Origin of the sequence: Streptomyces sp. DH-12 (genome assembly GCF_002899455.1) — a bacterium.
Taxonomy (GTDB): Bacteria; Actinomycetota; Actinomycetes; order Streptomycetales; family Streptomycetaceae; genus Streptomyces.
In genome coordinates this window covers 4,533,701-4,558,825 of record NZ_PPFB01000001.1, presented here as the reverse complement: position 1 = coordinate 4,558,825, position 25,125 = coordinate 4,533,701, and the positions used below count along the sequence as shown (strand labels likewise).

At 72.9% G+C, this 25,125-nt stretch carries 21 protein-coding genes, 1 tRNA gene and 1 riboswitch; of the genes, 8 read left to right on the top strand and 14 right to left on the bottom strand.

Features of this window, described 5'->3' with window-relative positions; all coding sequences use genetic code 11:
• Positions 1 to 83 precede the first annotated feature (83 nt).
• Positions 84 to 1,496 carry a type III PLP-dependent enzyme domain-containing protein gene (locus C1708_RS19485; RefSeq protein ID WP_106413882.1) on the top strand — a complete coding sequence of 471 codons (1,413 nt, stop codon included), beginning with the start codon at positions 84 to 86 and terminating at the stop codon, positions 1,494 to 1,496.
• A gap of 81 nt (positions 1,497 to 1,577) precedes the next feature.
• On the opposite strand, the gene C1708_RS19480 is transcribed toward C1708_RS19485, so the two are convergent.
• Together C1708_RS19480 and C1708_RS19475 are read right to left on the bottom strand one after the other, a co-directional pair.
• Complete coding sequence (locus tag C1708_RS19480) at positions 1,578 to 2,162, bottom strand: hypothetical protein (RefSeq protein WP_106413881.1); 585 nt, start codon at positions 2,160 to 2,162, stop codon at positions 1,578 to 1,580.
• Positions 2,163 to 2,333: 171 nt separating this feature from the next.
• Complete coding sequence (locus C1708_RS19475) at positions 2,334 to 3,176, bottom strand: MurR/RpiR family transcriptional regulator (RefSeq protein ID WP_106413880.1); 843 nt, start codon at positions 3,174 to 3,176, stop codon at positions 2,334 to 2,336.
• A gap of 283 nt (positions 3,177 to 3,459) precedes the next feature.
• On the opposite strand from C1708_RS19475, the gene C1708_RS19470 reads away from it, so the two are divergent.
• Together C1708_RS19470 and C1708_RS19465 are read left to right on the top strand one after the other, a co-directional pair.
• Positions 3,460 to 5,160 carry an LCP family protein gene (locus tag C1708_RS19470; RefSeq protein ID WP_106413879.1) on the top strand — a complete coding sequence of 567 codons (1,701 nt, stop codon included), beginning with the start codon at positions 3,460 to 3,462 and terminating at the stop codon, positions 5,158 to 5,160.
• An 86-nt stretch (positions 5,161 to 5,246) separates the two neighbouring features.
• On the top strand, positions 5,247 to 5,672 hold the full coding sequence (locus tag C1708_RS19465; RefSeq protein ID WP_198602730.1) for a hypothetical protein: 426 nt from the start codon (positions 5,247 to 5,249) through the stop codon (positions 5,670 to 5,672).
• A gap of 332 nt (positions 5,673 to 6,004) precedes the next feature.
• On the opposite strand, the gene C1708_RS19460 is transcribed toward C1708_RS19465, so the two are convergent.
• On the bottom strand, positions 6,005 to 7,393 hold the full coding sequence (locus C1708_RS19460; protein WP_106413877.1) for a cystathionine beta-synthase: 1,389 nt from the start codon (positions 7,391 to 7,393) through the stop codon (positions 6,005 to 6,007).
• Positions 7,394 to 7,556: 163 nt separating this feature from the next.
• Between C1708_RS19460 and C1708_RS19455 the strand changes: the two genes are divergently transcribed.
• From C1708_RS19455 to C1708_RS19445, 3 genes are all read left to right on the top strand, one after another.
• The gene (locus tag C1708_RS19455; protein WP_106416377.1) at positions 7,557 to 8,579 is read left to right on the top strand and encodes an SGNH/GDSL hydrolase family protein; all 1,023 of its coding nucleotides are present in this window, start codon (positions 7,557 to 7,559) and stop codon (positions 8,577 to 8,579) included.
• Between the two features lie 196 nt (positions 8,580 to 8,775).
• Positions 8,776 to 9,996, top strand: coding sequence for an acetyl-CoA C-acetyltransferase (locus C1708_RS19450; protein WP_106413876.1), 1,221 nt, complete (start codon positions 8,776 to 8,778; stop codon positions 9,994 to 9,996).
• A gap of 279 nt (positions 9,997 to 10,275) precedes the next feature.
• Positions 10,276 to 11,052 carry a hypothetical protein gene (locus C1708_RS19445; RefSeq protein WP_106413875.1) on the top strand — a complete coding sequence of 259 codons (777 nt, stop codon included), beginning with the start codon at positions 10,276 to 10,278 and terminating at the stop codon, positions 11,050 to 11,052.
• 75 nt (positions 11,053 to 11,127) lie between these two features.
• Here the strand turns inward: C1708_RS19445 and C1708_RS19440 are convergent, their stop codons facing one another.
• The 3 genes from C1708_RS19440 to C1708_RS19430 form a co-directional block, all read right to left on the bottom strand.
• Positions 11,128 to 11,439: a hypothetical protein gene (locus tag C1708_RS19440; RefSeq protein WP_106416376.1), complete on the bottom strand. Its 312-nt coding sequence runs from the start codon at positions 11,437 to 11,439 to the stop codon at positions 11,128 to 11,130.
• A 108-nt stretch (positions 11,440 to 11,547) separates the two neighbouring features.
• Positions 11,548 to 12,435, bottom strand: a complete 888-nt coding sequence (locus C1708_RS19435; RefSeq protein WP_106413874.1) for a Bax inhibitor-1/YccA family protein — start codon at positions 12,433 to 12,435, stop codon at positions 11,548 to 11,550.
• A 560-nt stretch (positions 12,436 to 12,995) separates the two neighbouring features.
• Positions 12,996 to 13,082, bottom strand: a tRNA-Leu gene (locus tag C1708_RS19430).
• Between the two features lie 387 nt (positions 13,083 to 13,469).
• Between C1708_RS19430 and C1708_RS19420 the strand changes: the two genes are divergently transcribed.
• A complete protein-coding gene (locus C1708_RS19420) occupies positions 13,470 to 14,240 on the top strand; it encodes an ABC transporter ATP-binding protein (protein ID WP_106413873.1) in 771 nt (256 codons plus the stop codon).
• Positions 14,241 to 14,311: 71 nt separating this feature from the next.
• Positions 14,312 to 16,840, top strand: coding sequence for an ABC transporter permease (locus C1708_RS19415; protein WP_106413872.1), 2,529 nt, complete (start codon positions 14,312 to 14,314; stop codon positions 16,838 to 16,840).
• Here C1708_RS19415 and C1708_RS19410 read toward each other — a convergent pair.
• The 8 genes from C1708_RS19410 to C1708_RS19375 all read right to left on the bottom strand — a co-directional run bounded on the left by C1708_RS19410 (position 16,827) and on the right by C1708_RS19375 (position 25,111).
• Positions 16,827 to 17,135 (bottom strand): hypothetical protein, encoded by a 309-nt coding sequence (locus C1708_RS19410; protein WP_133169077.1) that lies wholly within the window; start codon positions 17,133 to 17,135, stop codon positions 16,827 to 16,829. The genes C1708_RS19415 and C1708_RS19410 overlap by 14 nt on opposite strands.
• Before the next feature lie 352 nt (positions 17,136 to 17,487).
• Complete coding sequence (locus C1708_RS19405; RefSeq protein ID WP_106413870.1) at positions 17,488 to 18,873, bottom strand: NAD(P)/FAD-dependent oxidoreductase; 1,386 nt, start codon at positions 18,871 to 18,873, stop codon at positions 17,488 to 17,490.
• Positions 18,874 to 19,434: 561 nt separating this feature from the next.
• A complete protein-coding gene (locus tag C1708_RS19400; RefSeq protein ID WP_106413869.1) occupies positions 19,435 to 20,388 on the bottom strand; it encodes a Ppx/GppA phosphatase family protein in 954 nt (317 codons plus the stop codon).
• Positions 20,385 to 20,921 (bottom strand): DUF501 domain-containing protein, encoded by a 537-nt coding sequence (locus tag C1708_RS19395; protein WP_106413868.1) that lies wholly within the window; start codon positions 20,919 to 20,921, stop codon positions 20,385 to 20,387. The genes C1708_RS19400 and C1708_RS19395 overlap by 4 nt, the downstream gene beginning before the upstream one ends.
• Before the next feature lie 28 nt (positions 20,922 to 20,949).
• Positions 20,950 to 21,426 carry an FtsB family cell division protein gene (locus tag C1708_RS19390; protein WP_106413867.1) on the bottom strand — a complete coding sequence of 159 codons (477 nt, stop codon included), beginning with the start codon at positions 21,424 to 21,426 and terminating at the stop codon, positions 20,950 to 20,952.
• Positions 21,427 to 21,527: 101 nt separating this feature from the next.
• Positions 21,528 to 22,808 (bottom strand): phosphopyruvate hydratase, encoded by a 1,281-nt coding sequence (gene eno, locus C1708_RS19385; RefSeq protein ID WP_106416375.1) that lies wholly within the window; start codon positions 22,806 to 22,808, stop codon positions 21,528 to 21,530.
• A 268-nt stretch (positions 22,809 to 23,076) separates the two neighbouring features.
• Positions 23,077 to 23,775: a LysM peptidoglycan-binding domain-containing protein gene (locus C1708_RS19380; RefSeq protein WP_106413866.1), complete on the bottom strand. Its 699-nt coding sequence runs from the start codon at positions 23,773 to 23,775 to the stop codon at positions 23,077 to 23,079.
• Positions 23,776 to 23,779: 4 nt separating this feature from the next.
• Positions 23,780 to 23,948, bottom strand: a riboswitch (cyclic di-AMP (ydaO/yuaA leader).
• 218 nt (positions 23,949 to 24,166) lie between these two features.
• On the bottom strand, positions 24,167 to 25,111 hold the full coding sequence (locus C1708_RS19375) for a transglycosylase family protein (RefSeq protein WP_106413865.1): 945 nt from the start codon (positions 25,109 to 25,111) through the stop codon (positions 24,167 to 24,169).
• Positions 25,112 to 25,125: the final 14 nt, after the last annotated feature.

The window sequence follows — 25,125 nt, the reverse complement described above, 5'->3', positions numbered from 1 at the left end:
TTCATATCCTCATGAGCTGAATAGACCTAGTCAACACCGGGGGTGCGTCGGCACGGCCGTCCGGGGGATGTTTGGCTGGACGCATGCGCGCGAACGAGCAGACCGATGACAGGACGGACGGCATGACGGCCGGGGCGGACCCGCGGGCCGCCGGACGGGCGGCCCGCCGGGACGCGGCGGTGCGGGCGGCCGTGGAGCAGGGGCTCCTCGACGCCGGCGTGCCCCTCGTGGCGCTGCTGGACGTCACCGGCATCCGCGAGTCGGCGGCGGACCTGCGGGCCGCGTTCGATGCGGTGACCGCGCCCGGCACGCCGGTGCTGCACGCCTTCGCGGTCAAGGCGAGCCCGCTGGTGCCGGTGCTGCGGCTGCTGCGCGAGGAGGGCATCGGCGCGGAGGTGGCGAGCCCGGGCGAGCTGGCGCTGGCGCGCGCCGCGGGCGTGGAGCCGGGGCGCACGGTGCTGGACTCCCCCGCCAAGACGCACGCCGAGCTGCGGGAGGCGCTGGAGCTGGGCATCGCCGTCAACGCGGACAACCCGCAGGAGCTGGAGCGCATCGACGCGCTGGTGGCCGGCACGGACGTCCGCCCGCCGCTCGGCATCCGGGTGAACCCGCAGGTCGGGGGCGGTTCCATCGAGGCGCTGTCGACCGCCACGGCCACCTCGAAGTTCGGTGTGGCGCTGCGCGACGAGGGCGCGCGGGAGTGGGTGGTCCAGGCGTACCTGGACCGGCCGTGGCTGACCCGGCTGCACGCCCACACCGGCTCCCAGGGCATCGCCCTGACGATGATGGCGCGCGGGGTCGCGGAGACGTACGAGCTGGCGGAGGAGATCAACCGGCGGGCCGGGCGGCGCCAGGTCGACACCCTCGACATCGGCGGCGGACTGCCGGTGAACTTCGCCTCCGAGGAGAGCCGCCCCGGCTACGCGGAGTACGCGCGGCTGCTGAAGGAGACGGTGCCGGGGCTGTTCGACGGGCGGTACGGGCTGGTCACCGAGTTCGGCCGGTCCCTGCTGGCCAAGCACGGCACGATGGTCACGCGCGTGGAGTACGCCAAGAGCGCGGGCGGCCGGCCGGTCGCGGTGACCCACGCGGGCGTGCAGGTGGCGACGCGCACGGTGTACGCGCCGGCGTCGTGGCCGCTGCGGATCGCCGCGTACGACGCGAAGGGGCTGCCCAAGGAGGGCCCGGCGGTCGTCCAGGACGTGGCGGGACCGGCCTGCTTCGCGGGCGACCTGCTGGCACAGGGGCAGGAGCTGCCGCTGCTGGAGCAGGGCGACCACGCGGCGGTGCTGGACACCGGCGCGTACTACTTCGCGCACCACTACGCGTACAACTCGCTCCCCCGCCCGGCCGTCCTCGGCTTCACGCAGGACGCCTCCGGCGCGATCGCCTTCGCGACGGTCCGCCCGGCCCAGCCGGTCGAGGAGATCGTCACGGAGTCCGGCGCGGCCCACAGGGACGCCCTGACGGGGCTGGGGAACACGCCTCCGACGTGACCGGCGGGGATGCGGGCTCCCCCCGGCACGGGTACGCCTGAACGACCCGGGCGCGTGGTCGCCACGCGCCCGGGGTGTCGGCTACGCCGCCGTCACGAGCCTGCGGCGGGCCCCGCCAGGGGCCGCGTCGCCCGCGGCGATGCCGGTCGTGCGGTAGGCCTTGACGGCGCGTCCGGCGGGACGGCCCGCGCCCTTGCGGAGCCAGTCGACGCGGACCCACAGCAGCACGTCCTCGGCCTGCTCCAGGCGGCCGATCCACGCCGCCTTCAGCCACAGCCCCACACCGCACCCGGCGAGCAGCAGACCGCCCGCGGCGGGCGCCGCGAACGCCGAGCCGAGCGCGGCGAGGAAGGCGAGCAGCAGCCACCAGCGGTGCGCCCGGCGCCAGTTGCGCGCGGTCACCGCGCGGTCCTGCAGCACGTCGTGCCGGCCCGCCCGGGCCGCCGCCCGGGCCAGTGCGCGGTACCGGCCCCGCCGCGTGAGCGCCACGAGGGCCGCGGCCACGAGGAACAGCGCGGCTCCGCCGAGCGCGCCGATCCGCAGCCCCGTCAGGCCCGGCACGAACGCCCCGGCACCCGCGGCGACGACTCCCAGCCACCACAGTGGTGCGGCCCCGGCCCGTACGACGACGGCCACCCGGGCCAGCCCCTGTCCTCCGCGCGTCACGTCCAGCCTCCCGTCATCCGATTCCTGAGGAAGTCCATCTGTGGGAAGTCCCTTGCCCGTGGTCCTTCACCTGGGGAACGCCTTCGAGGGAAGTCCCCTGCGGCGGACGCTAGCGCGGCAAGCTGAGACGAGTCTGAGAAGACGCGGCGGACGGCCCCCGCGCCGTGCCCGTCACTCCACGAACAGCCCGCGCGCCGCCGCCCGGGCGTCGAACTCCTCCAGCCGTGCCTGCGCGTCCGGCAGGTCGTCGCACATCGCCTCCAGCAGGACCCGCCCCAGCAGCATCGGCGCGCACGCGGTGTCGAACACCAGCGCCGTGCCGACGGCGGCCGGCAGCAGCAGGTCGGACACCTTGGCGACCGGCGCGAACGGCGAGTCGGCGACGGTGACCACGGTCAGCCCCGCCTCCTTGGCGTGGACGAGCGCGTCGAGGACCTCGCGCGGATGCCGCGGCAGCGCGAAGCACAGCAGCGCCGACGCCCCGGCCCGCACGGCGGCGTCGATCCGGTCGGGCAGCATGGTGCCGCCCTCGTTGAGCAGCCGTACGTCCGGATGGACCTTGGCGGCGAAGTAGGCGAAGCCGTGCGCCTGGGCGGCGGCGGCCCGCAGGCCGAGCACGGGCAGCGGCCGGCTCGCCGCCAGCACGCCCCCCGCCCGCCGCACGGGCTCCGGGTCGGCCAGCACCTCCGCGAGGTGGCGCAGGTTCTCGATCTCGGCCTCGACGGCCTGCTGGTACGCGTTGTACGAGCCGGTCTCCGGGGCGGGCTCGGCCGGTGCGGCCTCGCGCAGGTGCCGGCGCAGCGCGGGGTACCCGTCGAAGCCGAGGGCGACCGCGAACCGGGTCACGGAGGGCTGGCTCACCCCGGCCAGCTCGGCCAGCTCCACGCTCGACAGGAACGGCACGTCGGCGGCGCGCCGCACCATGCTGTGCGCGATGCGCCGCTGGGTCGGCGTCAGCCGGTGCCCCTCGAAGAGCGCCTGGAGACGCGCCGCGGGGCTCTCGGTGCCGCTCATGACCTGGCTCCCCCTCGGCCGTCCCCGGCCCCTTCATCCGTCGTGACTTCTGCATGCCGTTATACAGGCGAACGCCCCGCCGCGTCGGACGGGCACCGCACCGCGCGGAGATCACGCCACGAACCGCTTCCCGGACCCGCCTCCCGGACACGTCCGGATCTCGGCGATTCCGTCACGACGTCCGCGCCTCCGGGAACGGCCGGACAGCGTAACTCGTCGAACATATAAACAATTCCGAACTCAGGCGCCCCACGGGGCACATGGCGCAGAACGGGGTGGGGGCGTGGACGCGCACAGTCGTGGGCGGGCGGACGGGAGCGATCCCGCCGACCAGTGGGTGCTCAATCCGCGGACCGGTGACTACGAGCTGAGGCCGGACGGCGCCGCCCCGCCCCCGCCCCCGGTCCCCCGCCGACGCACCCCCCACACCCCCGGCCCGCGTCCCGACGGCCCCCGCGACCGGCCCCCCGGCCCGCGCGACCGTGACGGCGGCCCCGCCGCCGACGGTCCCCGCGACGCCCACCGCCGCAAGCGCAAGCAGCCGAAGAAGTCCGGCAGGCGCAAGGCGCTGATGTGGACCGGGGGCACGCTGGGCCTGGTCCTCGTCGCCGGCTCGGCGTTCGCGTACTACTGGTACGACCGCCTGTACGGGAACATCGACACCGTCGACATCGGTGACGTGGGGAGCGACACGGTCCTCGGGGACGGCCCGGCCGACATCCTCGTCATCGGCAACGACGTCCGCACCGGCAAGGGCAACGAGGCGTACGGCAACCGGGACAACGTGACCGGGCACGCCGACACCACGCTCCTGTTCCACGTCGCGGGGGACCGGTCCAACGCCACGGTGGTGAGCATCCCCCGCGACCTGATGACCGAGATACCGGACTGCGAGACCCGCACGGCGGACGGCTCGACGAAGACGGTCCCCGGCTCGCAGGGCGCCACCCGGTTCAACGAGTCGTACGGCGTGGAGGGCCGCGACCCGGGCTGCACCATGCGCACGGTCGAGCAGCTCACCGGCGTGGACGTGGACCACTTCATGATGTTCGACTTCAACGCCGTCAAGACGCTGTCCACGGCGGTCGGCGGCGTCGAGGTGTGCCTGGAGAAGCCGCTGAAGGACACCGAGGGCGGCACCGACCTCGACCTCCCGGCCGGCAAGAGCACGATCCAGGGCGAGGACGCGCTGTCGTTCCTGCGCAACCGGCACGGTCTGAAGAACGAGAGCGACCTGGACCGGATCGGCATGCAGCAGAAGTTCGTCGCGTCGATGCTGCGCCGGCTCAAGGAGGACACCCTCGGCAGCCCGTCCACGATGCTGGACGTCGCCGACGCGGCCACCAAGTCCCTCACCGTGGACAAGGGCATCGGCAGCCCCGGCAAGCTGCTCGCCCTCGCCGGGGAACTCGGGAAGATCGACCTGAGGAACATCACCCTGATGACGCTCCCGGTCATCGACAACCCGGACGAGCCGACGCCCGTCACCGTCGTCCCCGACCCGGTCAAGGCGCCGCAGGTGTTCTCCATGCTCCGGGACGACGTGTCGTTCACCGAGGTGAAGAAGCAGCGGAAGAAGGCCGAGGACGAGCAGGACGCGCTGCTGAGGGGGGAGCGGGCCGAGGCGTCCGCCGTGCACGTCGACGTCCTCAACGGCGGCGGCCCGCAGGGCGCGGCGCAGGACACCGTCGTCTGGCTGCGGGACAGCGAGGGGGTGTCCCGGTCGTCGAACCAGGGCAACGCCCCCGCGAAGGTCGCCCGCACCCGGCTCGTGTACGCCCCGGACCAGGCCGGCCAGGCCCGTAGGCTCGCCGACCTGATGGGCCTGCCCGCCGCCGCGCTGAAGCCCTCCGCGGACGCCGGCGACGGGCCGATGACGCTCACCCTCGGCCCCGACTTCAAGAAGGCCGGGGTGCCGGTCGCGACGCCGAAGAAGGTCGACGTCCCGCAGTCCCGGGCCGACGACAAGATGTGCGAGGGCTGACACGGCGGCGGGCCCGAGGGCGGGAACGGGGGTTACCCCCAGTGCGGGCGGGCCCCCGCGTGCCTACCTTGTGAGGCATGACCGGAATCGACGCGCGGGACGCCGAGCTGAAGAAGGAACTCCACGCCTCCCTGCAGGCCCGCAGGGAACTGGGCGAGGACTACGAGTCCGCCCTGGTCGACTCGTTCCTCGAGAAGGTCGACCAGCGCATCGACGGCGCGGTGGACCGCCGGGTGCGCCGGCAGCTGGCCGAGCAGCGGATGACGTCCGCACGGGACGCGCGTGCGCCGAAGGCCACGGACTCCTGGGGCGAGCGGTTCGGCTTCGGGATCGTGTCGCTGGTGCTGGCGGTGCCGCTGTCCGCGATCGGCGGGGGCGTGGCCGATCTGCCGGGACTGCTGGTCGCCTGGGCGGGGATCGTCGGCGTGAACGTCGTCCAGGCCGTGCGCACCAACCCCGGGCTGTTCCGGCACCGCCGCTCCGCGACCGCCGACGACGCCTGGGAGGACTGAGCCGCAGGGAGCCGGCGGCGTTCTGCGGAAGGGTCGTGCGCGGGGACCGCCGCACCCCCGTCGCCGGGGGGCGGGACGACGGCGGTCCCCGCGAACACGCGCTCCGCCACGGGCGCAGCGCGTGTCACAGGCGTCCAGGGAGGTCCGGGAGCCGCTCCGGAGGTCCGTCGACGCCGTGTGGCCGTCGGCCGGAACGGGGAGCCGCTCCCGTCCCGCCGACAACCACCACTGTGCCGGAGCTGTGTTAAGCGAGTGCTGCGCGGGCGTGACGTGCTCGTACCACTTCCGCGAAGGGCACGCGCCTCACGGCCGCGCGGGGACCGCGCGGTCCCTCACGCGCCGGTCTTGGCGAGGAAGGACAGCAGGTCCTGACGGCTGACCACACCGGTCGGCTTGCCCTCGACCAGCACGATCGCCGCGTCCGCCTTGCCCAGCACGGCCATCAGGTCCGCGACCGGCTCACCGGAGCCGACCTGCGGCAGCGGCGCCGACAGGTGCTTCTCCAGCGGGTCGTCGAGCGAGGCGCTCTTGCTGAACAGCGCGTCCAGCAGCTCGCGTTCCACCACCGAGCCGACGACCTCGGCGGCCATCACGTCGGGGTGGCCGGCGCCCGGCTTGACGACCGGCATCTGCGAGACGCCGTACTCGCGCAGCACCTCGATGGCCTGGCCGACGGTCTCGTCGGGGTGCATGTGGACCAGGGACGGGATGTGGCCGCCCTCCTTGTCGTCCAGCACGTCGGCGACGCGGGCGCTCGGGCCGGAGTCCTCCAGGAAGCCGTAGTCGGCCATCCACTCGTCGTTGAAGATCTTGCTGAGGTAGCCGCGTCCGCTGTCCGGCAGCAGCACGACGACGACGTCGTCCTCGCCGAGCCGGGAGGCCACCTCCAGCGCCGCCACGACCGCCATGCCGCAGGAGCCGCCCACCAGCAGGCCCTCCTCCTTGGCGAGGCGGCGGGTCATCTGGAAGGAGTCCTTGTCGGAGACGGCGACGATCTCGTCCGCGACGTCCCGGTCGTAGGCGGTCGGCCAGAAGTCCTCGCCGACGCCCTCGACCAGGTACGGACGGCCGGAACCGCCGGAGTACACCGAGCCCTCGGGGTCCGCGCCGATGACCTTGACGCGGCCGTCGCTGGCCTCCTTCAGGTAGCGGCCGGTGCCGGAGATGGTGCCGCCGGTGCCGACGCCGGCCACGAAGTGGGTGATCCTCCCCTCGGTCTGCTCCCACAGCTCGGGGCCGGTGGAGTGGTAGTGCGACAGGGGGTTGTTCGGGTTGGAGTACTGGTCCGGCTTCCACGCCCCCGGCGTCTCACGGACCAGCCGGTCGGAGACGTTGTAGTAGGAGTCGGGGTGCTCGGGCGCCACCGCGGTCGGGCAGACGACGACCTCGGCGCCGTACGCCCGCAGGACGTTGATCTTGTCCGTGGACACCTTGTCCGGGCAGACGAAGACGCACTTGTAGCCCTTCTGCTGGGCCACGATGGCGAGCCCGACGCCGGTGTTGCCGCTGGTCGGCTCGACGATCGTGCCGCCGGGCCGGAGCTCCCCGCTCTTCTCGGCCGCCTCGATCATGCGCAGGGCGATGCGGTCCTTCACGGAGCCGCCCGGGTTGAAGTACTCCACCTTGGCCAGGACGGTGGCCTTGATGCCCTTGGTCACGCTGTTGAGCCGCACCAGCGGGGTGTTGCCGACGAGGCTGATCATCGAGTCGTGGAATTGCACCGTTGTCTCCGGATGCTGCAAAGGATGTGGTCGGGGTGGTGATGCCAGCCTAGGCCCTTCCCGGAACCGGACCCGGCCGGGCCGTTCACTCCCCGTCGGGATTCAACCACCGTCTGTACGGGGCAAGACCTGGGTGTACGGCTACGAGGAGGTGGCGGCGAGCATGACGGGCATGTCGAGGGCGCGGGTGGCCCGGCGCATCGCGGCCGGCGCCGCGTACGGCGGCGGGGGGATCGGGCTGGCGGGCGCGGCGGCCGCGGGGCTGCTGCTGGCGGAGGCGCGGCTGGCGCGGCGCCGGGTGGGCAACGGCACGAGTCCATACGTGCCCCACGCGGACGGACTGTACGGCGCCGCCTGGACCGTGCCGGGCGAGCCGGCGCTGCGGCTGACGATGCTGGGCGACTCCACGGCCGCGGGCCAGGGCGTGCACCGGGCCGGGCAGACGCCGGGCGCGCTGCTCGCCTCGGGGGTCGCGGCGTTCGCGGAGCGCCCGGTGGGGCTGTCCACGGTGGCGGTGCCCGGGGCGTGCTCGGACGACCTGGACCGGCAGGTGACCCGGACGCTGGCGGACCCGTCGAGGGTGCCGGACATCTGCGTGATCATGATCGGCGCCAACGACGTGACGCACCGCATGCCGCCCACCCGTTCCGTGCGTCACCTCGCCTCGGCGGTGCGCCGGCTGCGGACGGCGGGCGCGGAGGTGGTGGTCGGCACGTGCCCGGATCTCGGCACGCTCGAGCCGGTGCGGCAGCCGCTGCGCTGGCTGGCCCGCCGCGCCTCCCGGCAGCTGGCGGCGGCCCAGACGATCGGCGTGGTGGAGCAGGGCGGGCGCACGGTGTCGCTGGGCGACCTGCTGGGGCCCGAGTTCGCGGCGCACCCGCGCGAGCTGTTCGGCCCGGACAGCTACCACCCCTCGGCGGAGGGGTACGCGACGGCGGCGATGGCGGTGCTGCCGACGGTGTGCGCGGCGCTGGGGCTGTGGCCGGCGGACGAGGAGCGGCCGGACGCCGCCCGCCGTGAGGGCTTCCTCCCGGTGGCGCGGGCCGCCGCGGAGGCCGCCTCGGAGGCGGGCACGGAGGTCGCCGCGGCGATGCCGGCCGGGCCGCGCGGCGCCTGGGCCCTGCTCAAGCGGCGGCGCCGGCGGCGCGTCACGGAGGCCGAGCCGGAGCCGTCGGCCCAGCCGTGACGCGAACGCCCGTCCGAGGAGGGAGCGGAAGCCAAGCAAGCGCTTAGACAGTTGCGGTCCATGTCACACCGCGACACGCGTGACCGCGCGCACACGTACGGGTAGCTTCGCCTCAGGCGCCGCACCGACCCGCCGGTATGCCCGCCCGCGCCCGACCGCCGAGCGCTCGCCGCCGCCTCTTCACTCTGGAGCCGTGATGCCCGAAGCCGTGATCGTTTCCGCCGCCCGCTCCCCCATCGGCCGCGCCTTCAAGGGCTCGCTCAAGGACATGCGGCCGGACGACCTGACCGCCACGATCGTCCAGGCCGCCCTGGCCAAGGTCCCCGAGCTGGACCCGAAGGACATCGACGACCTGATGCTCGGCTGCGGTCTGCCCGGCGGCGAGCAGGGCAACAACCTCGGCCGGATCGTCGCCGTGCAGATGGGCATGGACCACCTCCCCGGCTGCACGGTCACCCGTTACTGCTCCTCCTCCCTGCAGACCTCCCGGATGGCGCTGCACGCGATCAAGGCCGGCGAGGGCGACGTCTTCATCTCGGCCGGCGTCGAGACGGTCTCCCGCTTCACCAAGGGCAACTCCGACAGCCTCCCGGACACGCGCAACCCGCTGTTCGCCGAGGCGGAGGCGCGCACCGCCGCCGTCGCCGAGTCCGAGGGCTCCACCTGGCACGACCCGCGCGAGGACGGCCTGCTCCCCGACCCGTACATCGCGATGGGCCAGACCGCGGAGAACCTCGCCCGCTGGAAGGGCGTCACCCGCCAGGAGATGGACGAGTTCGGCGTCCGCTCGCAGAACCTCGCCGAGGAAGCCATCAAGAACGGCTTCTGGGAGCGCGAGATCACCCCGGTGACGCTGCCCGACGGCACGGTGGTCAGCAAGGACGACGGCCCGCGCCCCGGCGTGACCATGGAGGGCGTCTCCGGCCTCAAGCCCGTCTTCCGCCCCGACGGCCTGGTCACCGCCGGCAACTGCTGCCCGCTCAACGACGGCGCCGCCGCGCTCGTCATCATGAGCGACACCAAGGCCCGCGAGCTGGGCCTGACCCCGCTGGCCCGGATCGTGTCCACCGGCGTCTCCGGCCTCTCCCCGGAGATCATGGGCCTCGGCCCGGTCGAGGCGAGCGAGCAGGCCCTGCGGCGGGCCGGCCTGACCGTCGGCGACATCGACCTGTTCGAGATCAACGAGGCGTTCGCCGCCCAGGTGATCCCGTCCTACCAGGACCTGGGGATCCCGCTGGAGAAGCTGAACGTCAACGGCGGCGCCATCGCCGTCGGCCACCCCTTCGGCATGACCGGCGCCCGCATCACCGGCACGCTCATCAACTCCCTGCAGTGGCACGACAAGCAGTTCGGCCTGGAGACCATGTGCGTCGGCGGCGGGCAGGGCATGGCGATGGTCATCGAGCGCCTGAGCTGACCGCCGCGCGCCGCTGGGTGACCGCCCCGGCACATCGCGTGACGTTCCGGCCCGGCACCCCGCTCGCCCGGGGCGCCGGGCCGTTCTGTGATCCAAATTCCCCCAGGATGTGACCTATGCCTCGCGGGAGGGGCATCCGTGCAGGTCACGGCGGACCCGCCGGACACCCCGGCCCCCTCGCGCTGTCCGATTCGTGACGTTACGCACTGACAGACGGTTAGTCCGCCCTTCAAGCTGATGTAGGAAGTCGGGGGTCGACTGTGAACCGGGAGTACGTCAGTGAGCGCCATGCCGATCGCCCTGCTGATCACCACGGCCGCCACCGGTGCCGTGGGCGTCGCCGTCCTGCGCAGCGTGCTGGTGCTGCGCCGACAGGTCGCGGCACTGCACACCGAGCTGGCCAGGAGCCAGGTGACGGGCCGTGCGCAGGTCCCGCCCGCCCGCTCGGCCGGACCGGACGAGATACGCACCGCGGTCGCGGAGGCGCTCGCCGAGGAGCGGGAGCGCGAGCTGGCCGAGGCGCGGGCCTTCTGGGCCGCCCAGGAGGTCCGTGACGCCTCCGACGGCCCGTCCCTGCTGGGTCTGCCCGACAGTGAGCTGTTCCTGCCCCGGCAGGCCGACTTCGCGGGCCTGGAGCCGGTCGCCGAGTCCGGCGCCGACACCGAGGAGCACGGCGGCGACTCCCCCGAGCTGGCCGCGGCCCGCCGCCGCCACCCCTCCCACCCCGACTTCGTGCCGCACTCCTCGCCGGTGGTGAGCGACCACGAGCACACGGTGGAGGTGCTGGAGGAGCTGGCGGCCGCGCGCACCGAGCTGACCGACGTCCGTCCGGGCCCGCTGGGCACCCTGGACGTGTACGTGTTCGCCGACGGCACCACGCTGTGCATGACGCCGGGCCACCGCGAGACCGCGGAGCGCCTGGCCGAGGCCCTGCGGGCGGGCGAGACGCCGTTCCTGCTGGGCGGCTCCGGCATCTCCGGGGCGTACACGCTGACGTTCTCCTGCGGCGAGGACAGCGTCTACATCCTCGCGGACCGCGTCATCGCGTCCCTGTAGGACCGGGCGCCCCGGGCGCCGCGTCCCTCCGGTCGCGGGCGTCCCCGTACCGCCCGGCGCACGCCTCGCGCGGGGTCACACGCCCGCGCGTCCGCGTGCCTCCTCCACGAGCCGGGCGGCTTCCGCCACGTCCTCGTCGCTCGTGAGCACGAGGGCGTGGTCGTGCCCGGCGACGGTGATCTGGTCCGCGGCGGCGAACATCCCGGCGTCCGGCATCTCGCGCGGCTCGGTGCCCGGCTCCTCGACGAGCTGGGTGCGCCGCGCCAGCTCCCTGGCCAGGGCGAGCGCCTCGGCCGCCGCGCCCCGCTGCAGCCGGCTCTGCGGCGCGGCCCGCAGGCGGTCGGCGAAATGATCCACGGCACGGGTGAAGGGCGTCGTATCAACCACGCGGCGAGCGTACGCGGCGCGGCGGGACCGCCGCCAACGGACGGGCGCGGACACGCGCAAGGGCCCCGGCTCCCGCCGGGGCCCTTGCGCGCGGTGGACGCCGTGGCGTCAGTCGCTGCTGCTGAGGATCGAGATGAGCCGCAGGAACTCGAGGTAGATCCACACCAGGGTCAGGGTGAGGCCGAAGGCGGCGAGCCAGGCCTCCTCGCGCGGGGCGCCGTAGGCGATGCCGTCCTCGACCTGCTTGAAGTCCAGGGCGAGGAAGCAGGCGCCGAGGATGATGCCGATGACGCCGAAGAGGACGCCGAGCGCGCCGCTGCGGAAGCCGAGGCCGTCACCGCCGCCGATCACCGCGAACAGCAGGTTCACGGCCATCAGCAGGATGAAACCGAGCGCGGCCGCCATCACGAAGCCGTAGAAGCGGCGGTTGACGCGGATCCATCCGGCCTTGTAGGCCACCAGCACACCGGCGAACACCGCCATGGTGCCCAGCACGGCCTGCATGGCCGCGCCGTCGGCGATGCGGTTGTCGACGACGCTGGAGACGACGCCGAGGAACACGCCCTCGAAGGCGGCGTACGTCAGGATCAGTGCGGGCGACGCCTTGCGCTTGAAGGCCTGCACGAAGCCCAGGACCATGGCGATCAGCGCGGCGCCGATGCCGATGCCGTAGGACCGGCCGATGTTGGCGTCGTCGACGGGCAGCAGCGCCCAGGCGAGCGCGGCGGTGACGACGAGCACGCCGAGCGTGGTGCCCGTGCGCATCACGACGTCGTCGATGGTCATCCGGCCGGCCGCGGCGGGGGCCTGCGGCGGCGTGCCGTACTGCTGCTGCGCGTACGGGTTCTGGGCGTACGGGTTGTCCGTCGGCTGTGCGTACGGGTTGGCCTGCGTGGCGACGGCGGGGCCCCCGGCCTGCGGCGCGGTGTTGAAGCCCGCGTAGCCGTTGTCGCGGCCGAACCCCCGTCGCGAGAAGACCGGGTTACTGCTCCTCATTTCACTCCTCCATGGCCACTCGGTGCGGCCTTGGCTCAAGAGTAATAGGTAGGCAAAGGAATGACCCTAGTGCTTGGGGAGGATCTTTCCCTCGTTGTGCTGCGCAACACGCTACGCGGCTTCATGATTCCCCTCACGGCGAGCGGCGGACCGGTACCGAGCCGGTACCTGCCCGGTACCGGCCGGAGACAGTGATCGCTCCGGGGGGAGCCGGTGCAGCCCTCGGCGGGGCCGGCCGCGGCGGACCGGGAGCCGGCGACGCGGTCGGGACGGGCGGAGCCGCGCCCGGCCGGCCCGGCTCCGGCGACCCCCGCGGCGGTACGCACCGGCCGTCCCCCTCCGCGTGCGGCGGAACGCGAGTCCCGTGTGCGCACGTCCGGCGCCGACGGCCGCGCGGGGGTGTCCGGGGAGGCCGGTGCCGGGCGCGAGGAGGGCGCCGCCGCGTCCCGGGCGCCGGACGCCGGGCAGGCGGAACGCTCCAGGGTGTGGACGAGCGGCAGCGAATCCTGTCCTGTCCCACGGGTCGGGCCCTGCCCCACGGGTCGGCCCGACGGCCGTGGTGGTGCCCGGAGCCGGACTTGAACCGGCACGCCCGCTCAGGGGCAGCGAGGTTTAAGCTCGCCGTGTCTGCATTCCACCATCCGGGCAGGCCATGGGCCCCGCTTCGCGGTTCCGAGCCTATCGGTGGCCCTCCCCCCGGCAGCGGCGGGATCGGCTGATCTTGTCTTATTTTATTGGCGCCTGATGGGGCATCAGCCTAGCTAACGCATCGTCAGCACGCGCCACCAGCCTTGCGCGTGACGGGACGCCCCGCACACGGAATGACGTAATTTCACCGTCCGGACAAGGGCGCCCCACCCGTTACGGGCCCGACCCCGGTCGGGGTCCCCCGTCATCCCCAGGTATGACCCCGGGGCCGGCGCTCCGTCCCGAGTCGCCCCCGGGAACCGGAGCAGCGGCTGACTACACGGCGGCAGAGCCGCGGAACGATGGTCACGTCCCCGAGAACACGCCGTCCCGACAGGAGCCCGCCCGTGACCACCGCCCCCCTCGCCGACCGGACCACCGCCGTGGCCGCACGCGCCACGGAGCTGTCGAAGATCTACGGCCAGGGCGAGACCCGGGTGGTCGCCCTGGACCGGGTCTCCGTCGACTTCCGGCAGGCCGAGTTCACCGCGATCATGGGCCCCTCGGGCTCCGGCAAGTCCACGCTGATGCACTGCGTCGCCGGGCTCGACACCTTCACCTCCGGCTCCGTGCGCATCGGCGACACCGAGCTGGGCGCGCTGAAGGACAAGCAGCTCACCCGGCTGCGCCGGGACAAGATCGGCTTCATCTTCCAGGCGTTCAACCTGCTGCCGACGCTGAACGCCCTGGAGAACATCACGCTTCCCATGGACATCGCCGGCCGCAAGCCCGACAAGGAGTGGCTCGACACGGTGATCCGGATGGTCGGCCTGTCCGACCGGCTGAGCCACCGGCCCGCCCAGCTCTCCGGCGGCCAGCAGCAGCGGGTCGCGGTGGCACGGGCGCTTGCCTCCCGGCCCGACATCGTCTTCGGTGACGAGCCGACCGGCAACCTCGACTCCCGCTCCGGCGCCGAGGTGCTCGGCTTCCTGCGCAACTCCGTGCGCGAACTCGGCCAGACGGTGGTGATGGTGACCCACGACCCCGTCGCCGCCGCCTACGCGGACCGGGTGGTCTTCCTCGCGGACGGCCGGATCGTCGACGAGCTGCACGGCCCGACGGCCGACTCGGTGCTGGACCGCATGAAGCGGTTCGACGCCAAGGGCCGCACCAGCTGACCCGGGCCCGCCCTCCCCCGCCCGTCCCGCTCGCCCCCCTCTTCACGTACGTCTGGACCGAGAAGACACCCATGTTCCGTACCGCCTTGCGCAACGTCCTCGCGCACAAGGCCCGGCTCCTGATGACCGTGCTCGCCGTGATGCTCGGCGTGGCCTTCGTCTCGGGGACCCTGGTCTTCACCAACACCCTCTCCGCCGCCCTGCAGAAGCAGTCCGCCAAGGGCTTCGACCACGTCGACGTCGCCGTCACGGCCTCCTGGGAGAGGGCCGAGGGCGACCGGGTCGGCGAGTCGCACCGCCTCACCCGCGACCTGGTCGACGACGCCGCCGCCGTACCCGGCGCCGAGCGGGCCGTCGGCGTCGTCTCCGGCTTCACCGCGATCGCCGACAAGGACGGCAAGCTGATCGGCGGCGGCTTCCAGTCGCAGGGCGGCAACTACTGGGGCGACGACGACCCCCGCTACCCGCTGGCCGAGGGGCGTGCCCCGAAGGGCGAGGGCGAGATCCTCATCGACTCCGAGACCGCGCGGCGGGCCGGCTACGAGGTCGGCGACAGCGTGCGCATGTCGGTCGACGGCCCGGTCCTGGAGCCGGTGATCACCGGTGTCTTCACCACCGACGACGGCTTCGTCGCGGCCGGCGGCAGCCTCACCCTGTTCGACACGGCGACCGCGCAGAAGCTGCTCGGCGAGCCGGGCGTCTTCGACGAGATCGCCGTGACGGCGAAGCCGGGGGTCGGCGACGCCGCGCTGATGGCCCAACTGGAGAAGGCGCTGCCGGACGACGTCGTGGAGATGACGACCGGCGAGAAGCTGGCCGACGACCAGGCGCGGTCCATCGCCGCGCAGATGGACGGCCTGAAGCAGGGCCTGCTGGTCTTCGCCGGGATCTCGCTGTTCGTCGGCACGTTCATCATCGCCAACACCTTCACCATGCTGGTCGCCCAGCGCACCAAGGAGCTGGCGCTGCTGCGGGCCGTCGGCGCCTCCCGCCGCCAGGTCACCCGGTCGGTGCTGGTCGAGGCGCTCGTGGTCGGCACCGTCGCGGCCGCCACCGGTCTGCTCGCCGGCGTCGGCATCGGCGTCGGGCTGCGCTCCCTGATGGGCGCCCTCGACGCGCCCGTGCCCGACGGCCCGCTGGTCGTCAGCCCCGGCACCGTCGCCGCCGCGTTCGCCGTCGGCATCGTCGTCACCGTGCTCGCCGCGTGGCTGCCGGGCCGGCGCGCCGCGAAGATCCCGCCGGTGGCGGCGATGAGCGCGGTGCACGCACAGGCGACCACCAAGTCGCTGGTGCTGCGCAACACCGTGGGCGCGCTGTTCTCGGCGGCCGGGATCGCGGTGGTCCTCGCGGCCACCACGATGGACGGCACCGAAGGCCAGGCGCCGATGGGTCTGGGCGCGGTGCTGCTGATCATCGGCGTGTTCGTGCTGACCCCGCTGCTGTCCCGTCCGCTGACCGCCGCCGCCTCGCCGGTGCTGCGTCTGTTCGGGGTGGCCGGCAAGCTGGCCCGGCAGAACTCGGTGCGCAACCCGCGGCGCACCGCCGCCACCGCGTCCGCCCTGATGATCGGGCTCACGCTGATCACCGGCATGACCGTGGCGGCGGGCAGTCTGCAGCAGGCCATCGACAAGATGGCGGCCGACGCGGTCAAGGCCGACTACACGGTCTCGATGGTGAACTACAACTCGCTGTCCCCGGACGTCGAGAAGACGCTGAAGAGCACCGAGGGCGTGGTCGCCACCAGCCCGATGCGGGGCGCGGTCACCCGCGTCGACGGCGAGACCGAGTACGTCACCGGCGTCGACGGCTCCACCATCGGCGACCTGCTGCGGCTGCCGGTCCACGACGGCACGTTCGAGATCGGCGGCGCCCGGGTCGTCGCGGACCGGGAGACCGCGGCGTACTACGGCTGGAGGACCGGCTCGGCCTTCACGGTGGCCTTCGAGGACGGCGGCAAGGAGCGGCTGACGCTCGCCGGCGTCTACGAGTCCAACGACATGGTCCGCGGCGTCCTGCTCGACACCGCGGTCCTCGCCCCGCACGACCCGGAACCGGACGACATGCAGGTCCTGGTGAAGACGGCCGACGGCGCGTCCGACGCGGTCAAGGACTCGCTGGAGAAGGCCCTCGGCAGCAACCCGGGCATCGCGGTCCAGGACCGGAAGGACCTGTCCGACGAGGTCGGCCAGATGTTCACCGTGGTGCTGAACATGGTGTACGGGCTGCTGGCGATGGCGGTGGTCGTGGCGGTGCTCGGCGTCGTCAACACCCTGGCGATGTCGGTGTTCGAGCGGTCCCAGGAGATCGGCATGCTGCGGGCGGTCGGCCTGGACCGCCGGGGCGTGAAGCGCATGGTCCGGCTGGAGTCGATGGTGATCTCGCTGTTCGGCGCCGTGCTCGGCATCGGCCTGGGCGTGTTCTTCGGCTGGGCGGCCGGCGAGCTGGTCGCCTCCCGGATGGACACGTACGAGCTGATCGTGCCGTGGGGCCGGATGGGCGTCTTCCTGCTGCTGGCGGCGGTGGTCGGGGTGCTGGCCGCGCTGTGGCCGGCGCGGCGCGCGGCCCGGCTGAACATGCTGCAGGCGATCAAGGCCGAGTAACCGGGACGTCCCGGCACGAGGACGGGTCCCGCTCCGGGTGGAGCGGGACCCGTCCTCGTGTGCCGGGCCGGTTCCGGGTGCGGCTGCGCAGCGGGAGCCCGGAGGAGCCGGGCCCGGAGGCCCGCACGGCGACGGCCCGGGCGACGCCGGTGCGGTCGCGTCCGGAGGCGAGCGCGGGGGCGGCCGTGCGGAGCTGCCGGACGCGGGCCCGTCCCGGCCCGGCGAGGGCCGCCGCGCGGGCCCGCTCGGACTCCAGGCCGGCCACCCGGCGGCGCGGGGCGCGGCGGTCGCGCACGACCGGGACGGGGGGCGTCCGGGGGCCGGCTTCCGCGCCGTCCCGGGTACGGAGGCGCACGGGGAGGAGTGCGCCGGTCAACCGTTCGAGGGCGTCTTCGGCCGCGGGGCGGCGTCTGCCATGGTGTGCACCTCCGTGACCGGATCCCGGAATGCCGTCACCGCGACAAGGCCTGGGCGCGGCCGTGACGGTCCCCGGCGCGCGTCGTCTTCCGGCGGAGCGAGGGAACGCGACCCGCGGGGAGCCACCCCCGGACACGCCGAAGGGACCGCCCGCACCACGGATGGCGGGCGGCCCCTTCGACAGTGGCCTGCCTACGGCTGACCTCGGGTCAGGAGGCCTTGGCCTCGGGTCAGGAGGCCTTGGCCTCGGTCTTCTTCGGCTCCTGCGCGGCGGGCGCCGGGGCCGGCTTGGCGGCCTCGTAGAACTCCTCGCGCGGGGACTCGATCGCGCCCAGGGACACGACCTCGCGCTTGAGGAACATGCCGAGGGTCCAGTCGGCGAAGACCCGGATCTTGCGGTTCCAGGTCGGCATGGCCAGACCGTGGTAGCCACGGTGCATGTACCAGGCGAGCCGGCCCTTGAGCTTGATCTTGAACTTGCCCATGACGATCATCGCCACGCCCTTGTGCAGGCCGAGGCCCGCGACCGCGCCCTTGTTGGCGTGGCTGTACTCCTTCTGCGGGAAGCCCCGCATGCCGGAGATCACGTTGTCGCCGAGGACCTTGGCCTGGCGCAGCGCGTGCTGGGCGTTCGGCGGGCACCAGGCGTTCTCGTTGCCGGCCTTGCGGCCCACGAGGTCCGGCACCTGGGCGTTGTCGCCCGCGGCCCAGATGTAGTCGGTGCCCTTGACCTGGAGCGTCGGCTCGGTGTCGACGTGGCCGCGCGGACCGAGCGGCAGGCCGAAGCGGGCCAGCGCCGGGTTGGGCTTGACGCCCGCGGTCCACACGATGGTGCCGGCGTCGACCTCGAGGCCGTTCTTCAGCACCACGTGGCCGTCGACGCAGGAGTCCATGGAGGTGGACAGGTAGACCTCGACGCCGCGGCTCTCGAGGTGCTCCTTGCCGTACGCGCCGAGCTTGGGGCCGACCTCGGGGAGGATCTTGTCGGCGGCGTCGACGAGGATGAAGCGCATGTCCTCGCGGGACACCGTCTTGTAGTACTTGGCCGCGTCCCGGGCCATGTCCTCGACCTCACCGATGGTCTCCGCGCCGGCGAAGCCGCCGCCCACGAAGACGAAGGTGAGCGCCTTGCGCCGGATCTCCTCGTCCGTGGTGGAGTCGGCCTTGTCGAGCTGCTCGAGGACGTGGTTGCGCAGGCCGATGGCCTCCTCGACGCCCTTCATGCCGATGCCCTGCTCCGCGAGACCGGGGATCGGGAAGGTGCGGGAGACCGCGCCCAGCGCGATCACCAGGTAGTCGAAGGGCAGCTCGTACGCCTCGCCCACCAGCGGGGCGATCGTGGCGACCTTGCGGTCCTGGTCGATGGTGGTGACCCGGCCGGTGAGGACCTCCGCCTTGGGAAGCACGCGCCGCAACGGGACGACGACGTGCCGCGGGGAGATGCTGCCGGCGGCGGCTTCGGGGAGGAAGGGCTGGTAGGTCATGTACGACCGCGGGTCGACGACGGTGACGGTCGCCTCGCCGTAACGCATCTTCTTCTGGATGCGCCGAGCTGCGTACAGGCCTACGTACCCACCGCCTACTACGAGGATCCTGGGACGCTCCGTGGTGCTCATGGCATCGAGTATCCACCCGCCTCAGAGGGGTACCTCGTGCGCCCCTTCACAAGCTTTGACAGGGCCTGTGTTACCATCCCGCATTTCTTGATCCAGATCACAGTGCGGATCGGGAACCGGTGCCGCGGGTGACGCGTTGTCAATGCCGCGTGAGCTGCCTCTCTGTCGTCTCGGACGGACTGTGAGGCCGACCGGGCGGTCGGTGCGACCGGTGCGCGCAGACCCTCTCCGACTCCCTTCTGAACGTGTTCAAAGGGGTGTTGAGCGCCCGAACGGGTCAATCGGACCCACTTCTTCGCCCTCGTGGGGCCAAATCCTTGTGAAGAACTTCACGAACTTTCCCGCAGAGGTCCGCCCCGAAGGGCCCGAAGACCCTCCGGAGCACCGCTCAAACGCCATCCCGACTGCTCAGCGGAGGGCTACTCACCGGTAACAAAAGGGTCGGGCCGCGGACCAGGCGGCGGTGAACCGCCGCGCTCGCGGCCGAGGCGGACGGCCGGCGGGACGTCTGCCGCACGCTGCGACGCCCCGCCCGGTGCCGGCCCCGTCCGGCAGCGCCCCTCAGCGCGCCTCGGCGGCGCAGCTGTGAGCGATCCCGTCGAGGATGTCGTGCTCCGACACCACGACCTCCTCCGCGCCCGTCCGCTCCATGACCGCCAGGAGCACCAGGGCCCCGGCGCCGATCACGTCGACCCGCCCCGGGTGCATCGACGGCACCGCCGCCCGTTCGGCGTGGGTGGAACGCAGCAGCCACCCGGTGATCTCGCGGACCCGGTCGCGGGAGACGCGGGAGTGGTGGATGGCCGCCGAGTCGTACTCGGGCAGGTCCTGGGCGATCGCCGACACGGTGGTGACGGATCCGGCGAGGCCCACCAGCGTCCGTGCCTCGCGCAGCGGCACCGCCTCCTCCGCCCGGTCCAGGGCGGCCTCGATGTCGGCGCGCATCGCGGCGATCTGCTCCTCGGTGGGCGGGTCCGTCACGGCCCCGTCCCGCACCAGGTGGCGCTCGGTCATCCGGACGCAGCCGACGTCCACGGAGCGGGCGGCGCGCACGTGGTCGTCGCCGACGACGAACTCGGTGGAGCCGCCGCCGATGTCCACCACCAGGAACGGCCGGTGCAGGCCGTCCCGGCCGGTCAGCTCCCTGGTGGCGCCGGTGAAGGAGAGCTCCGCCTCCTGGTCGCCGGTGATCACCTCGGGCTCCACGCCCAGGATGTCCACCACCCCGCGCACGAACACGTCGCGGTTCTCGGCGTCGCGGGAGGCCGAGGTGGCGACGAAGCGCAGCTTCCGCGCGCCGTGCTTCTCGATGGCCTCCGCGTACTCGCGGCAGGCGGCGAAGGTCCGCTCCAGCGCCTCCGGCGCCAGCCGGCCGGTGCGGTCGACGCCCTGGCCGAGCCGCACGATCGTCATCCGCCGGTCCAGGTCGGTGAGTTCGCCCGTCACCGGGTCGACGTCGGCCACCAGCAGCCGGATGGAGTTCGTCCCGCAGTCGATCGCGGCGACCCGGGTCACCGGCCCTCCCCCGTCTCCTCCGCCGGCGTCACGCACGGCCCCTTGCTCCACCACTCCGGCAGCATCGCCAGCGCCTCGTCGCCCAGCGGGTTCACGCCGGGGCCGGCCGCGAGCGAGTGGGCGACCAGCACGTGCAGGCACTTCACCCGGTCCGGCATGCCGCCCGCGCTGGGGAAGTTCCTCAGCTCCTCGATCTCGTCGCGGCGCCGGACGTAGTCCTCGTGCGCCGCGCGGTAGGCGGCCGCGAGCTCCGGGTCGGCGGCCAGCCGCTCGGTCATCTCCTTCATCACGCCGTTCGCCTCCAGCGTGCCGATCGCGGAGTTCGCCCGCGGGCACGTCAGGTAGTACAGCGTCGGGAAGGGCGTGCCGTCGGGCAGCCGCGGTGCGGTCTCCACGACGTCCGGCTGCCCGCAGGGACAGCGGTGCGCGATGGCGCGCAGCCCGCGCGGGGGCCTGCCGAGCTGCTGCTTGAAGGCCTCGACGTCCGCGGCGGTGGGCTCGGTGCGCGGCGTCGTGGGCGGAGGGGTGTCCATACGTGTCTTTCTGCGGTGTTCCGTCGGGTCACTGGTCGGCGGCGTCGGCCTTGTCGACGCCGTCCCAGACGTTGGCGTACCAGGGGCGGTCGGCGGCCCGGAGGTCGCCGCGCGTGGTTCCGGCGCCGGCCGGGTCGACGACGATGTAGCCGGTCTCCCCCGGCATGACGTAGTGCAGGCGCCTGCGGATCTCCTGCTCGGCGTAGGCGTCGTCCTGCCAGCGGGCCTTGAGGTCGCGCAGCCGTTCGACCCGCCGGCGGGTCTCGTCCTGCTCCTTCTGCAGGTCGGCGATCTCCGCGCGCTGGGAGACGTACTGCCGCATCGGGTAGGCGAGGGCCACGACCAGGGAGCAGACGACCAGGACGAGCAGGGCCGCGCGGCCGGTCAGCCGGGAGCGGCGGGCCTGCCGCTTGGTCTGCGAGCGGTAGACCCGGGCCGCGGTCTGCTCACCGATCAGCCGGATCCTGGTCGCGGTGGAGAAACGGTCCCGGTCCTTGACCGCCATGTTCCCGCCTCTCGTTCGGTCTCCTACGCGCGTACGTCCCCGCACACGGTACGGGACCGGGTACGGGGACGTACGTACGACGCCTCCTGCGGAGGGCGGGGTCAGCCCTTGAAGCGGGGGAACGCGCTGCGGCCGGCGTACACCGCGGCGTCGTCGAGGATCTCCTCGATGCGCAGCAGCTGGTTGTACTTGGCGACGCGCTCGGAGCGGGCCGGGGCGCCGGTCTTGATCTGGCCGCAGTTGGTGGCGACGGCGAGGTCGGCGATGGTGACGTCCTCGGTCTCGCCGGAGCGGTGGGACATCATGCACTTGAAGCCGTTGCGCTGGGCCAGCTCGACGGCGTCCAGGGTCTCGGTGAGCGAGCCGATCTGGTTGACCTTCACCAGCAGGGCGTTGGCGGCGCCCTCCTCGATGCCGCGGGCCAGGCGCTCCGGGTTGGTGACGAACAGGTCGTCACCGACGAGCTGGACCTTGTCGCCGAGCTTGGCGGTGATGGTCTTCCAGCCCTCCCAGTCGTCCTCGAACAGCGGGTCCTCGATGGACACGAGCGGGTACGCGTCGACGAGCTCCGCGTAGTACTCGGTCATCTCGGCGGCCGAGCGCTCCTTGCCCTCGAAGCTGTAGACGCCGTCCTTGTAGAACTCGGAGGCGGCCACGTCCAGGGCCAGGGCGATCTGCTCGCCGGGGGTGTAGCCGGCTTCCTGGATGGCCTCGAGGATGAGGTCGAGTGCCTCGCGGTTGGAGCCGAGGTTCGGGGCGAAGCCGCCCTCGTCGCCGAGGCCGGTGGCCAGGCCCTTGCCCTTCAGCACCTTCTTGAGGGTGTGGTAGACCTCGGCGCCCCAGCGCAGCGCCTCGGAGAAGGACTCCGCGCCGATCGGGGCGATCATGAACTCCTGGATGTCCACGTTGGAGTCGGCGTGCGAGCCGCCGTTCAGGATGTTCATCATCGGCACCGGCAGCAGGTGCGCGTTCGGGCCGCCCAGGTAGCGGAACAGCGGCAGGTCGCTGGCCTCGGAGGCGGCGTGCGCGACGGCGAGCGAGACGCCGAGGATGGCGTTGGCGCCGAGCGAGCCCTTGTTGTCGGTGGCGTCCAGGTCGAACATCGCCTGGTCGATCAGGCGCTGCTCGGTGGCGTCGTAGCCGACGAGCTCCGGGCCGATCTGCTCGATGACGGCCAGTACGGCCTTCTCGACGCCCTTGCCGAGGTAACGGCCGGCGTCGCCGTCACGGAGTTCGACGGCCTCGAAGGCGCCGGTGGAGGCGCCGGACGGGACGGCGGCACGACCCGTGCTGCCGTCGTCGAGGCCGACCTCGACCTCGACCGTGGGGTTGCCTCGGGAGTCCAGGATTTCCCGGGCTACGACGACGTCGATGGACGGCACGAGCATCTCCTTCTTGGGATGTGACGCGGGTGAGCGGGGCCGCGGGGGCCCTGCGAGTCCGAGCCTAACCGGCTCCGGGCGATCGGCCATCCGGCCGCCCGCCTCATGGACAGAACCGAGAGTAAATTGTTTCCGAACGGAACAAAGCAGGTTCGGGAAACCGTGACCGGAAAGCGTCCGGACATGACCCCGCCCCGGTGCGTACGGGGAAGAAACGCACCGGGGCGGGTGGCCCGTGGGAACGGGGGGAGGGACCGTGCGGCCGGCCTTACTTCAGGTGCAGCTGCTGGCCCGGGTAGATGAGGTCGGCGTCGTCGAGGATGTCGTCGTTCAGCTCGAACAGCTTCGCCCAGCCGCCCTTGACGTCGCGCTCCGCGGCGATCGAGCTGAGGGTGTCGCCCTTGACGACCTTGTACTCGCCGTCGCCCTTCTCGACCTTCTCGCCGGTCGGGGTGGTGACGGTCTTCTGCTCGGCCTTCTGCTCGGCCGGGGCGGCCGGGCGCTCGGCGGAGCGGGAGGCCTTCTGCTCGCTCTCGCGGGACTCCGTGGCGCCGGACCCCTGGGAGGAGCCCTCGGCGGAGGAGCCGTTGTAGGCGGCGTTGGACAGGCCGGTGCCGCAGACCGGCCAGGCGCCCTTGCCCTGGCCCGCGAGGACCTTCTCGGCGATCTCGATCTGCTGGGCCTTGGTGGCCTGGTCGGCGGTGGCCGCGTACTTGGTGCCGCCGTACCCGGCCCAGGTGGAGGCGGAGAACTGCAGACCGCCGTAGTAGCCGTTGCCGGTGTTGATGGACCAGTTGCCGCCGGACTCGCACTGGGCGACGGCGTCCCACTCGGACGCGGTGGCGGCGGAGGCGTTGCCGGCCGCCATCAGCGGACCGGCGACGGCGGCGCCGGTGACACCGGCGATGGCGATGGCGCGAGTGGCCTTGGACGGACGACGGTGCTTGCCCTTGCCGGAAAACAGCATGGATGGATCCCCTCACCGACGCCTACGAGGTGAGCTGTCGGGTTCGGGCCGGTTGAGTTGCCCGGCCACGTCCCTCCCGGGACGCGGCTTCACCCCGAGCCGTACCGGACGTGAACCGTCCGGGTCCGGCGCCTACCTGGGTCCCCCGCTCCTGCCTACGGCGCATGACGCGACGACTGTTCCCGTGCTGCCGCTGGCAGGATTCGGCGTGGCGGCGGCCGGGGCCCGCGATGGCGAGCGGTCACGACCGTAAGCACGGGCCCGACGGAATTTCAAAGATGATCAGGTCTTCTGAGACCTATCTCTCACAGCCCTTATTACGGACATTCAGCCCGAATCGCTCCGTCAACTGCCGCCGCGCGGAGGCGCCTTCGGGCGCCGCCCGCGCCCGCTACTCGCCGGTCTCCGCGTCCAAGAGAAGCCGCTGACCTGGCAGGATCAGGTTCGGGTCGTCGCCGATGACCTGCTGGTTCTCGACGTAGAGCGCCGTCCATCCGCCGGTGAGGGCAAGGGAGTCGGCGATGGACACCAGACTGTCCCCGGCCTGCACGGTGTAACGGTCGTCGGCGGCCTCGGCCGGCGTGCCGGCGGAGCGCGAGGCGTGCCGGCCGGCCGACGAGGCCGCGACGTCGGCGCGCTCGTCCTCCTGGGCGCTGGGGCCGCGGTGGCGGCCCGCGCCGGCGGACTCGGACTCGGTGACCTCCGAAGAACCGGTGCTCTGCCCCGACTTGTCCGACTCCTCACGCCCGGAGGCGGCGGGGGCGGACGGGGAGGCCTTGTCGTTCGCGTCACCCTCCTCCCCCTTCTCCTCGTCGGACGAACCGGGCGTGGCGGACGGAGAGGGAGAAGCGGACGCATCACCCGGTTCCGGCGAACCGGACGGAGTGGCGGTGCCGGCGGTCCGGGAGTCGTCCGGGGTCGCGTCGTCGGCCACGCCCGGGTCGACGTTCGGGGACGCCGTGTCCTGGTTCAGGCCCGTGAGCAGGCCGCAGGCGCGCCACTTGCCGACCCCCTGGTCGGCGAGGAGCCTCTCGGCGACGGTGATCTGCTGGTTGCGGCTGGCCTGGTCGGCGCTGGGCGCGAACTCCAGGCCGCCGTAGGCCTCCCAGTCGTCCTGGGTCAGCTGGAGGCCGCCGTAGTAGCCGTTGCCGGTGTTCTGGCTCCAGGATCCGCCGCTCTCGCACTCCGCGACCCGGTCCCAGGTCTCGCCGTCCGCCGCACTGGCACCGCCCGCCCCGAGCAGAGGGATCGCGATGGCGGAGCCGGTCACCCCGGCCGCGACGAGAAGAGCCGGAGCCTGGCGAGGGCGACGGTGTCGGCCGTTCCCGGAGAGCATGCGGAAGCCTTTCA

Bases quoted from the DNA above. Each gene is read 5' to 3' on its own strand.
- C1708_RS19455 (WP_106416377.1), top strand. From the start codon at position 7,557: ATGACGGGCATGTCGAGGGCGCGGGTGGCCCGGCGCATCGCGGCCGGC.
- C1708_RS19415 (WP_106413872.1), top strand. From the start codon at position 14,312: ATGTTCCGTACCGCCTTGCGCAACGTCCTCGCGCACAAGGCCCGGCTC.
- C1708_RS19380 (WP_106413866.1), bottom strand. From the start codon at position 23,775: ATGCTGTTTTCCGGCAAGGGCAAGCACCGTCGTCCGTCCAAGGCCACT.
- C1708_RS19435 (WP_106413874.1), bottom strand. From the start codon at position 12,435: ATGAGGAGCAGTAACCCGGTCTTCTCGCGACGGGGGTTCGGCCGCGAC.
- C1708_RS19375 (WP_106413865.1), bottom strand. From the start codon at position 25,111: ATGCTCTCCGGGAACGGCCGACACCGTCGCCCTCGCCAGGCTCCGGCT.
- C1708_RS19450 (WP_106413876.1), top strand. From the start codon at position 8,776: ATGCCCGAAGCCGTGATCGTTTCCGCCGCCCGCTCCCCCATCGGCCGC.
- C1708_RS19390 (WP_106413867.1), bottom strand. From the start codon at position 21,426: ATGGCGGTCAAGGACCGGGACCGTTTCTCCACCGCGACCAGGATCCGG.
- C1708_RS19485 (WP_106413882.1), top strand. From the start codon at position 84: ATGCGCGCGAACGAGCAGACCGATGACAGGACGGACGGCATGACGGCC.
- C1708_RS19395 (WP_106413868.1), bottom strand. From the start codon at position 20,921: ATGGACACCCCTCCGCCCACGACGCCGCGCACCGAGCCCACCGCCGCG.
- C1708_RS19405 (WP_106413870.1), bottom strand. From the start codon at position 18,873: ATGAGCACCACGGAGCGTCCCAGGATCCTCGTAGTAGGCGGTGGGTAC.
- C1708_RS19475 (WP_106413880.1), bottom strand. From the start codon at position 3,176: ATGAGCGGCACCGAGAGCCCCGCGGCGCGTCTCCAGGCGCTCTTCGAG.